We start from the raw sequence: 10855 nt of genomic DNA on the forward strand, positions 1-10855 counted from the left end.
ACAGCGAGACGTTCCGCCTGGTCGGTATCGCTTTCGTGGCCGCGTACGCGCTCGGCACCAGCGCGCGGGCGAGCCGGTCACGTACCGCGGAACTGGCCGAACGGGCACGCCGCCTCGAACAGGAGCACGTCGCCGCGGCCGGGCCCGTGGTCGTCCGGAGCGACCCGCCGCCCGTCAGCCGGGTGCTCGGCGCTTGCAGGAGCGCCATGTTCGCGGTCACGGCGCGGCCCCAGGCGCCAGGGGAGCTGGAAAGGTCGGGTGAGGGGGGTGCCCACAAGAACGGGCAGGGGGCGAAATATCAGCGGATAGGCGGGCGCGATCGGTCGCCGTCACACGAGGGTGAGGTGCCGCGCCCCTGGGACGCCGCTCCGCCATTCGGCGTCCGTCATGCGCAGTACGCGCCGTCCGATCCAGCCGTAGGCGGCCAGGTGCAGCAGGGCGCCGGTGGACTGGACGACGGGCGCCTGGTCCATGGTCAGGAACGGCACGAGGGTGCCGGCCAGTGCGGCGGCCGGGACCCACCAGGGCACGGACTTGACCTTGGCCAGGCTCACCAGCAGCGTGAGGAGGGCGAGGTGCAGCGCGAATCCGGGCAGGAGCATCCCGTACACGAAGCCCGGCAGGCTGTTGGCCTGCTGGGTGACCGCTTCGGCCTGGGCGTCGGGCAGGGTCTGGGCCAGGGCCAGGTCGTAGAAGTCGGTGGTGAACAAGGTCAGCCCGAGTCCGGCGCCGATCAGCCCGGCCGCGGTGGCGATCCCGCTCGTCACGGGGGCGCGCCGGCGCAGGAGGTGTCCCAGGGCCAGGACGACCGGGATGAGGCTGAGCGCCGCCCAGATGTAGAGCAGGGCGCTGACCTGGACCGCCGTCGCGTTCGTACGGAAGACGGCCGGATCGTGCTCGGCCCCCGGCGGAGAGGTGAGGAAGGCCAGGAACTCCAGCACCGGCCAGGCGAACAGGGCGATTGCGGCGGCCACCCGCCGGAACGCGTCAGGATCCTTCATCATGCGCAGCCAACCGTCAACCGGTCCCGGACCGCGCGGGGCCCTGGTCTCGATGTCCGGGCGGAATGTTCTGGGCGCCGGGTCCGGCGGGGGCAGCCTGCGGCCGCACCGACAGGGTGCCCGAGGTGAGCAGGGCGCCCACGGCGAGCCAGTACACGCCGGCGATCAGCCCGCCGCCGAGCTGGGCCAGGATGATCTCGCACAGCCACAGCACCGGTAGTGCGGCGGAGACGAGCCGGGGCACCGTTCCGGCTCGCCACAGCGACACCGCCATGGTGATGGAGCCGGCGAGCATGGCCAGGTTCGCCGGGACGGCCACGTATGCGAACCATGCGAAGTCTTCGCCGTTCAGGTTCGACGCGGTGGCGCCGAACGCCAGCGGCAGGTGGCCGGCCGAGACGACGCCGGCGGCGATACGGGCGGCACGGGCGCCGCGACGGGCCAGCGCGAACAGGCCGGGGATGAGAAGGAGAAGAGAGGCCGCGAACAAGGCGAGGATGAGGTGTTCCTCGCCGAGCACTCGTGGATCGGTGTCGGTGGGCCGTACCGCCTGCATCACGCCGGTGGCAGCCATGGCCAGCCCGCCGAGGGAAGCCAGCAGGCCCGCTGCGGTGCGCCCTCGCGCTGTCTCTTGAGAGGTCATGGCGCAACGCTAGAAATCATCCGCTCCCGGGCGCGTCCGCCCGGGAGCGCGATCGCCTACCACCGGAAGCTGACGCGGCTACCTCAACCGGCTGACGCCCATCGCCCAGTACCGCTTCGCGTCCGACCTGTGACGAGCGCGGCCCGTACCCAGATCGCGGTGCTCGCCGGACGGACCGTCCGCGGCAGGACAGCGGTCAGCGCCTCGCCTCGCCGGGCTTGACCAGGCCCTGCTCGTAGGCGAAGACCACCGCTGCCACCCGATCACGTAACCCTGCCTTGGTCAGCACCCGGGACAGGTGCGTCTTCACCGTGGCCTCGGACAGGTGCAGCGCTTGGGCGATCTCCGCGTTCGAGCGACCGCGCCCGACGTGGGCCAGCACCTCCCGCTCACGGTCGGTGAGGCGTTCCAGGGCTCGCCCGCCTCCGGGCGGCACCGTCAGGAAGCGCTCGATGAGCCGCCGGGTCACCGCCGGCGCGAGCAGCGCCTGCCCGGCGGCGACCGTTCGTACGGCCTCGGCGAGCTGGCCGGGCGGGGCGTCCTTCAGCAGGAAGCCGCCGGCGCCCGCCCGCAGCGCCTCGTAGACGTACTGGTCGAGATCGAACGTCGTGAGCACCAGCACCGTGGGGGCATCGGTTCGGGCGCGGATGCGCCGGGTGGCCTCGATGCCGTCCAACACGGGCATCCGGATGTCCATCAGCACCACGTCGGGCCGTAGGCGAGAGGCCTCGGTGACCGCTTCGGCTCCGTCCGCGGCCATGCCCGCCACCTCGATGTCGGGTTGGACGCCGAGCATGGCCGACAGTCCGGAGCGCGCCAGCGCGTGGTCGTCGGCGATCAGGACCCGGATCATGGGGGCTCCACAGGCAGGTGCAGGCGGACGGCGTAGCCGCCGTCCGCGGCGGGACCGGATTCAAGTGTTCCACCGTAGAGGCGGGCGCGTTCCCGCATTCCGACCAGGCCGTGCCCGGGCGGAGCCGAGGCCGGCGGCGCGTGTCCGGTTCCGGGCGCCGCGTTGACGACCTCCAGGTCGAGCTGCCCGATTCCGTACGTGACGCGGACTTCGGTGTCGGCCGGACCGGCATGGCGCCGGACGTTGGTGAGCGCCTCCTGGATGATCCGGTAGGCGGCCAGCTCCAGCCCGGCAGGCAGCGTGCGTCGCCCTCCTTGCTCGATCAGTCGCACCGGCAATCCGCCCGTGCGCGCCTGTTCCACGAGCTCGGGGAGCCGGTCGAGGGTGGGCTGCGGCGTAAGGGCGTCGTCGCCGTCGTCGCGCAGAGCCTCCAGCAGGTGGCGCATCTCGGTCAGCGCTTCGCGGGCCATGTCGGCCACTGCGTCCATGTGGTCGCGTGCCCGTTCCGGTTCGCCCACGGCCAGCTCACGCGCGGCTCCGGCGTTCACCGCGATGATCGACAGGGAGTGCGCGACCACGTCGTGCAGCTCCCGCGCGATCCGCAGCCGCTCGGCGGCGACCGCCTCCAGAGCCTGCTCACGGGTACGTTCGTGCGCGTCGCGCAACTGGACCTCCCGGCGGCGCAGCAGCCGCCCGGCCATCCACGCGCCGGTGACGAAGAAGACCATGACCACGGCGGAGCCGGCGTCCGGCCGGGTGTCGTAGAACTGCAGGACGATCGCGCCGGCCATGCCCCCGACAGCGCCGCACCACGCCCCGAGCGCCACCGGCAGCGACCGTGTGTGCAGCGCGGCGGAGAAGGCGGCCACGAGCATCGCCGGGAACGGCGCGACCGTGGCGGGCGGGCCGTCGGCAGTGGCGGCCCGCAGCAACAGCGCGGCCACGATGACAGCGAGAACGAGCAGCGGTACGTGCCGCCGTACCGCCAGCGGAACCGTGGTCACCAGGGCGAAGGCGATCCCGGCCCAGAGCGGGTCCGGGCCCGGTGGCAGCACCTCGGCGACGGCCCAGACGGCCAGCAGTACGGCGAGCGCCAGGTCCGAGCGGGGCGGGCGCCGGGGCACCTGGGCCAGCCGTGCGAGGGGGTCCACACGCAGAACGGTACTGCCGGGCCGGGCCATGGGCGTCAGCCGGTTGAGGTAGCCGGGTCAGCCTCCGGTGGTAGGCGATCGCGCCGCCGGGCGGACGCGCCCGGAACCGGATGATCTCTAGCGTTGCGTCGTGATATCGGAAGAAAACGATCAAACATCGTAGGAGGTGAACAATGAGCATTCGCTTGGACGATCTCGACAAGGCCGCCGAGCTGCCCGAGGACGCCCTGGACGACATCGTCGGAGGCAGAGGCATGCAAGGGCCGTCGTGCGCCTATCTGGCCAGCAGTCATGAGGGCCGGACCGTCGACAGGCTGGACATCCAGGTGTGACGGCAACGCCTGAAGTCATAGTGCGGTAAGGGCGGCGTGCCCGTGCTTACCGGGCACGCCGCCCTCCGACGACAAGGAAATCCGTTGATCCTCATCCTCAGCGACGAGAACGACGATTCGGTGAGGATGGTCGTTCCCGAACTCGTCAAGCGCGGTGCCGAGTTCCTGTGGTGGGATCCGGGCGGCTACCCCGCCCGCACTACGATGAGCTCGCGCCTGACCGGCGGGTCATGGCGGCACACGCTGCGCATCGACGGCCGCGCGTACGACTGCTCGCGGTTCACCGCGATCTGGAACCGCCATCCCACCCACTCGCAGGCCCCCGAGCCGGTCACCGACGCGAACCACCGGAAGTACGTCGAGAAGCTCGCGACCATCCTGCTGCGCGGGTGGGAGCACACCGTCGAGAGCCGCTGGCTGCCGGCCAGGACCATGGACATCCTGCGCACCCAGAACAAGCTGGTCAATCTCGGCGTCGCGGCCGGGCTGGGCTTCGCCACCCCCGACACGCTCGTCACCAACGACGCCGAGAAACTGATCCCGTTCTGGGAGGAGACGGGCGGCGAGCTGATCGCCAAGGAGGTGGAGTTCGTCGAGTTCCGGATCGACGGCGAGGACCACTCGCACTACACCACGCCGGTCACCCGCCGCCGCCTCACCGACCGGCACCGGCTGGCCCTGTCCCCGGCCATCCTCCAGCGATACGTCGACAAGGCGATCGAGCTGCGGATCACCGTGGTCGGCGACCGGGTGTTCGCCGCCGAGATCCACTCCCAGGGATCACGGGCGACCCGTATCGACTACCGCCACTACGAACAGACCTTCTCCACGTACGCGATCCACCGCCTGCCCCGGGACGTCGAGGAGCGCTGCTTGCGGCTCACCGCCGCGCTCGGCCTGCACTACGGCTGCATCGACATGATCGTCACCCCCGAGGGGGAGTACGTGTACCTGGAGATCAACCCCGCGGGGCAGTGGGGATGGATCGAGACCGCCACCGGCCTGCCCATCGCCGCCGCCATCGCCGACTGGCTCGTCGCCGCCGACCCCGTACAGGTGAGAACACTGCCATGACCAGCGCATTCGACGCCGCCCTGAGCGAAGCCGCCGACCTGCTGCGGCGCCTGCCCCGCCGCCGTGACGACATCCCGCGAGCCCGGCGGGCCGTCGCCCTGTGGCGTGACACCCGGCCCGCCACTCGCGCCCAGCTCGTCTGCGACGCGCGGCCGGGCAGCCCTCTGGTCGACTACGACCTGGTGCTGGCCCACCCCGAAGGAGGGAGCGTGGCGCTGACCGCCCCCGCCGAGGACGGCGTGCCCTGGAACGTGGACCACTCCACGCACTGGGCGTCCGGCCGGGTCGTCACCGTGGACGACTTCCCGCTGCTCGTCCAGAACGCGCTGCTCACTCTGCGCGTCCGGGCCGAGCGGGACCCGTCGATCCAGGAGGAGCTGATCGACCACTGCATCCTGGGCGCCCTGACCTGCGAGGAGCCACCGCCCACCCAGGAGGAGCTCCAGCGCGCGTCCGACGACTTCCGGATCAGGAAGGGCCTGCACGCCCGCGCCGACCTGACGCGCTGGCTGGAGAGCGTGGGCCTGACCGAGACGGCCTACACCAGCCACATCACCGGCCTGGCGGTCAAGCAGCGGGTCCGCGCCCGCATCGAGCGGCAGACGGCACGCGACTACCTGGCGCGCAATCCGGCGGAGTTCGAGGGGGTCTGGGCGTTGTGGGCGGAAGGCCCGGAGGACCGCCTCGCCGTACCGGCAAGCGCCCCCGACCCCGTCGCCGCCCTCACCCGGGCGCTCGCCGGCCGCGACGGGATCACCGTCACTACCGCCGACGGCCCCGCCCTCGACCTGCCCGAACCGCTGCGCACCGCCCCCGCCGGAACCGTCGTCGGGCCGGTCCCGTACGGGAGGAGCCACCTGCTCGGCGTCGTCCGCGAACGCCGTCCCGCCGACCCCGCCGACCCGCGCACCCTCGCCGCCGCCGGTCGCGCGGGCCTTGCGGAGTACCTGGCCGGACTGCGGGCCAAGGCCGACGTCGAATGGCACTGGCTGTGACCGCGCCCGATCGCCGTGGCCCGTCGTTCGCACTGCTCTGGCTCGCGGTGGCGGTGCCGGCGGCGGGCGGGGTGGTGGCGGCACTGATCGCGGGCGTCCGGTGAGCCGGCTGCGGGTGGTGCTCCAAAACACGCAGACCGAGTGCGGGGCGGCATGCCTGGCCATGGTCCTGGGCCATCACGGCCACCGGACGACGGTCACCGAGCTGTCGGAGCGCCTCGGCGTCGGCCGGGACGGCCTCAGCGCCCGCGCCGTCGTGGCGGGCGCCCGCGAGCACGGACTGGCCGCCAAGGCGCTCCGGCTCGCTCCCGGCGAGGTCGCCTGCGCGCCGCTCCCGGCCATCGCCCACTGGGAATCCAACCACTTCGTGGTGGTCGAGCGCTGGGCCGCCGGCCGAGTCGACCTCGTCGACCCCGGCCAGGGGCGGCGACGGCTGACCCAGGCGGAGTTCGCGGCGGGCTTCACCGGCGTCCTGCTCCTCTTCGAACCGGGCGCGGGATTCCGGCGCGGCCCGTCGCCGGCCGACGCCTGGCGGCGACAGTTCGTACGGACGCTGCTGGCCCGCCGGCGCGGCCTGCTCGCGCAGGTCATCGCGGCCTCGCTGCTGCTGCAGTTGGCCGGCCTGGCCCTGCCGCTGTTCTCCGAGCTGCTGCTGGACACGGTACTGCCGCAGCGCGCCGCCGCCCTGCTGCCGCTGCTCGGCGCGGCGGTACTGATCGCGGGGGCGGCCCAGCTCGTGCTCGGCTACCTGCGGGCGGCGCTGCTGGTGACCGTACGCGCCGGTGCCGACCGCGAGCTGAGCGAGGGGGTGGTCGGCCACCTGGTAGCCCTGCCCTACACGTACTTCACCCGGCGGGGCACCGGCGACCTGGTCACCCGCGCCTCCAGCGTCTCGACCCTGCGCGAACTGCTCACCGGCCAGATCATCACCGCGGTCCTCGACGGGCCACTCGCCATCGGGTATCTGGTGCTGATCTTCGTCCGCGACCCGGTCTTCGGGGCGGCGCTCACGGGCGTGGTGCTGCTCCAGTCGCTGCTGCTGCTGGCCATGTCCCGGCGCGTACACCTGCTGACCCAGCGGGAGCTGGCGGCCCTGGCCAAGTCGCAGGGCGCCCTCATCCAGACGCTCAGCGGCATCGAGACGCTCAAAGCGTCGGGCGCGGAGCGCAGGGCTGTCGAGCAGTGGTCGGGTCACTTCGCCCAGCAGCTCGACGCGGACGTACGGGCCGGCCTCACCCACGGCTTCCTGGACGCCGTCGTGTCGGCGATCCGCTTGGTCACACCGCTCGGGCTGTTGTGGATCGGCGCCTGGCGGGTGCTCGACGGTGAACTGTCCGTCGGCGCGCTGGTCGCGCTCAACGCCATCGCCCTGGCCGCGCTGACCCCGCTCGGCTCGCTGATGACCTCACTGCAGAGTCTCCAGCTCGCCGGCGCCCACTTCGACCGGCTCTCCGACATCCTCATCTCCACCCCGGAGCCCGGCGAGGGCATCGAGGTGTTGCGGCTGCGCGGCCGTATCGAGCTGCGCGACATCGGCTTCCGGCACGACCGGCACGGCCCGTGGTCCCTCCGAGGCATATCGGTGTCGATCAGCCCCGGCCAGAAGGTCGCGCTGGTCGGCGCGTCGGGTTCGGGCAAGAGCACGCTGGCCCGGGTACTGCTGGCGCTGCACACCCCGGTGGAGGGCGAGATCCGCTACGACGGCGTACCCGCGAGCGAACTCGACCCGCGCAGCCTGCGCCGGCAGTTCGGCGTCGTCACCCAGGACCCGTCCCTGTTCAACGGCACCATCCGCGAGAACATCGCGCTCAACGACCCCGACGCCCCACTGGAGCGCATCGTCGCGGCGGCAGAGCTGGCCGCGCTGCACGACGACGTCATGTCCATGCCCATGAAGTACGACACCATGCTGACCGAGGGCGGCGGCCTGTCCGGCGGCCAGCGGCAACGACTGGCGCTGGCCCGCGCCGTACTGTCCCGGCCCAGGGTGCTTCTCCTCGACGAGGCCACCAGCAACCTCGACAGCGCCGCCGAGGCCGCCATCGAAGCCCGCCTGGCTCGGCTGCCGCAGACCAGGATCGTCATCGCTCACCGGCTCAGCACGGTCAGGGACGCTGACCTCATCCTGGTCCTCGACGCGGGCCGAATCGTCCAGCGCGGCACCCACGACCAACTGATCAGCGTGCCCGGGAAGTACGCCGAACTCGTCGCGACCCAGGCCGATATGTCACGTGGTCCGGGCCATTGAACCAGCGCCTGTTCCGGCGGAGTCTCAGCCCTCGACGGCGCCGTAGACGCGGCCCCCCGTACGGGCCCAGATTAGGCACCACCGTGACCGCGATGCTGTTTACCGATCTGGAGCCAATGTGAACATGACGTGGTCGGCACTCTCGCCGGAGCATCTCACTCAGATAGCTGATCTTGCGGGCCGATGCACGGCGCGTGATGGAGGAGAGCAGGAGGCTTGGGGCGATCTTCTGGGGCGACGCCATGGCCTGGACATGATCAGCGTCGGCGTGTTCGGTGAGGACCGGTTGCTGGCTGCTGGATGCGTGCGTCTGGTGCGCCAGGACCCTGTCATCACCGGATGGGTCGATCCAGAACACCGCGGTAGAGGATTGGGGGCGGAACTGCTGGATCGGCTGCTCGAGTTGGCCCGGGGCCGAGGAGAGCGCGTCAGCGTGGAGACGGAGTCACTTACACCTGACGCCGATGCCCTGTTCGTCTCGCGTGGCCTGCGCCAGAGCTTCGCCGAAGACGTGATGCGCCTCGACCTGCATGCTCTTCCACCGACCGCGATCCCCGCCGGTATCACCGTCCAGCCCTGGGAGGAAGACACGCGCCATCTCTTCTTTCAGGCGTACCAGCGGTCTTTCGCCGACCGGCCCGGATTTCCCGGCTGGTCACAGCAGCAATGGATCGACTGGACCGTCGACGACGACTTCCGCCCCCACTGCTCGCTGGTGGCACGCCGGCACGATGGAGATCTTCTCGGCTTCGTGGCCTGCGCTCAAGGTTTCCTGATCCAGATCGGCACGCTTCCCGCACGGCGCGGTCAGGGGATCGGCCGGATGCTCGCGCTGGCCGCGCTGGAGAAGCTCCGCGCATCCGGAGACACGCATGTCCTCCTCGACATCAACGTCAACAACCCCGCTTCGGCCGCACTGTTCAGCGGACTGGGATTCACCCCCATCGCCCGACGCGCACGCTACGAGTAACCCTCTGGCAGCGCGCAGGCGCATGAGCGCGGCAACGCTGGAGGACCATGGTCGTTCGCCTCGCGCTTGGCCGTACGTTCCTCCGCCCCCGATGCCAGGATCGACTCCCATGAAGCTCCATTGTGCTTACTGGCCACCTGATGAGGATCAGCTACTGGCAGAAGAATGAGAACTCTCACTGGGCCCAGGCAAACTGATGCGGCACGGGGCTTCTCCGAGGCGCCCCGTCCCTCTCGGGCTCGATGAGCGAGGGTCGCGACGTGCGCATGTCGCTGGCGGCTGGGGCAGAGTGAGCGTTCGCCCACATCGCGTTATATCGCATTAGAGTGGCAACCCTGGGGGCCGGTCGAGGCACGTCCGAAGGGATGACCGCGATGGATGTCAACACGTCAGGCACCACGGGCTCCGTCTCCTCCTCAGACGGAACCACCATCGGTTACCAGCGGCTCGGCAGCGGCCCGCCGATCGTCCTCGTTCACGGCGGCATGGAGTCGGCGGGGAGCCACGTGCAGCTGGCCGAGGAACTGGCCGGCGAGTTCACCGTCTACCTGCCCGACCGGCGCGGCCGCGGGCTGAGCGGCCCCCATGGGGCCGACTACGGCCTGCGCAGGGAGGTCGAGGACCTCGAAGCGCTGCTCGCCGCGACGGGCGCCAAGGCGCTGTTCGGCCTGAGCTCGGGCGCCATCATCTGCCTGCAGGCGGCGCTCGACCTGCCGACGGTACGCAAGGTGGCCGTCTACGAGCCGCCGCTGTCGATCAACGGGTCGCTGGCCACCGATTGGCTACCCCGCTTCGACCGGGAGATCGAGGCGGGCGACCACGCCGAAGCGCTGGTCATCGCGACGAAGGAGACTCAGCTGTTCCGGCACGCCCCGCCCGGATGGCTGCTCAAGCCCATCGTCCGGCTCATGCTCGGCGACATGCTGCGACTCGTCCCGACCTTTCACTACGACGCCCAGCTCATCATCGAGACGACAGACCAGTGGCGGCGCTTCGCCGGAATCAAAGCCAACGTCCTGCTCATGGGCGGCGGCAAGAGCCCGGCCTATCTGAAGAGCGCGCTCAACGAGCTGAAACGCCTGCTGCCCGACGCGGAACGCGTCGAGTTCGCCAAGCTCAACCACGGCGGCTCGGGCAACAGGAACAGAGGCGGGAATCCGCCCCTGGTGGCCAGGGAACTGCACAGGTTCTTCACGAGCCCACCACGACCGAACAACGACGGACGCTGATCAGGATCAATGTGGCACGATCAGGCTCGTCACGGCCCTGACGGGAGCCCGGGCGTGCGGTTGTGGTGGCCACAGCCCAGCGCCCGCATTCTGGGCAGGCATGCTACACCCGGCATCATTTCTCTTGAGTCAGGACACCGTAGAGGCCCCCTCGGAGCGCCTCGATCTCGAAGGAGTCGTATGAGCCGCGACGACGTGCTCGTGCCCACCGCGGTGTGGCGTCCCGGGGCGGGCGCGACGCTTGCCGATGCGGGCGGTCGTGGCGGCGGGGGAGTGGTCGGCGGTTCCGGCCAGGCGGCCGAGCCGCCGTTGCCGCCGCCCGCGCCGCTGGTGGATTCGGTCGGTGACATCGCCGGGCT

10 protein-coding genes are annotated in these 10855 nt (G+C 71.0%); 6 read left to right on the forward strand and 4 right to left on the reverse strand.

Annotated elements, in window-relative coordinates:
• Positions 1-329: 329 nt before the first annotated feature.
• The 4 genes from AB0J53_RS45045 to AB0J53_RS45060 all read right to left on the reverse strand — a co-directional run bounded on the left by AB0J53_RS45045 (position 330) and on the right by AB0J53_RS45060 (position 3648).
• Complete coding sequence (locus AB0J53_RS45045; RefSeq protein WP_364184519.1) at positions 330-1004, reverse strand: hypothetical protein; 675 nt, start codon at positions 1002-1004, stop codon at positions 330-332.
• Between the two features lie 13 nt (positions 1005-1017).
• Complete coding sequence (locus AB0J53_RS45050; RefSeq protein WP_364184522.1) at positions 1018-1644, reverse strand: hypothetical protein; 627 nt, start codon at positions 1642-1644, stop codon at positions 1018-1020.
• 196 nt (positions 1645-1840) lie between these two features.
• Entirely contained in the window at positions 1841-2497 is a 657-nt protein-coding gene (locus tag AB0J53_RS45055) for a response regulator transcription factor (RefSeq protein WP_364184525.1), read from the reverse strand.
• Positions 2494-3648: a sensor histidine kinase gene (locus AB0J53_RS45060; protein ID WP_364184527.1), complete on the reverse strand. Its 1155-nt coding sequence runs from the start codon at positions 3646-3648 to the stop codon at positions 2494-2496. Before AB0J53_RS45060 ends, AB0J53_RS45055 begins: the two co-directional genes overlap by 4 nt.
• Before the next feature lie 173 nt (positions 3649-3821).
• Here AB0J53_RS45060 and AB0J53_RS45065 point away from each other — a divergent pair, with 173 nt between their 5' ends.
• From AB0J53_RS45065 to AB0J53_RS45090, 6 genes are all read left to right on the forward strand, one after another.
• Positions 3822-3980: a hypothetical protein gene (locus AB0J53_RS45065; RefSeq protein ID WP_219507160.1), complete on the forward strand. Its 159-nt coding sequence runs from the start codon at positions 3822-3824 to the stop codon at positions 3978-3980.
• 84 nt (positions 3981-4064) lie between these two features.
• Positions 4065-5054, forward strand: coding sequence for an MvdC/MvdD family ATP grasp protein (locus AB0J53_RS45070; RefSeq protein ID WP_364184531.1), 990 nt, complete (start codon positions 4065-4067; stop codon positions 5052-5054).
• A complete protein-coding gene (locus AB0J53_RS45075) occupies positions 5051-6049 on the forward strand; it encodes a TIGR04500 family putative peptide maturation system protein (RefSeq protein ID WP_364184534.1) in 999 nt (332 codons plus the stop codon). Before AB0J53_RS45070 ends, AB0J53_RS45075 begins: the two co-directional genes overlap by 4 nt.
• Before the next feature lie 118 nt (positions 6050-6167).
• The gene (locus AB0J53_RS45080) at positions 6168-8297 is read left to right on the forward strand and encodes a peptidase domain-containing ABC transporter (RefSeq protein WP_364184536.1); all 2130 of its coding nucleotides are present in this window, start codon (positions 6168-6170) and stop codon (positions 8295-8297) included.
• 253 nt (positions 8298-8550) lie between these two features.
• Entirely contained in the window at positions 8551-9267 is a 717-nt protein-coding gene (locus AB0J53_RS45085; RefSeq protein ID WP_364184540.1) for a GNAT family N-acetyltransferase, read from the forward strand.
• 374 nt (positions 9268-9641) lie between these two features.
• Positions 9642-10496 (forward strand): alpha/beta hydrolase, encoded by an 855-nt coding sequence (locus tag AB0J53_RS45090; RefSeq protein WP_364184543.1) that lies wholly within the window; start codon positions 9642-9644, stop codon positions 10494-10496.
• Positions 10497-10855: the final 359 nt, after the last annotated feature.

The organism is Nonomuraea sp. NPDC049725 (genome assembly GCF_040674795.1).
Taxonomy (GTDB): Bacteria; Actinomycetota; Actinomycetes; order Streptosporangiales; family Streptosporangiaceae; genus Nonomuraea; species Nonomuraea ceibae.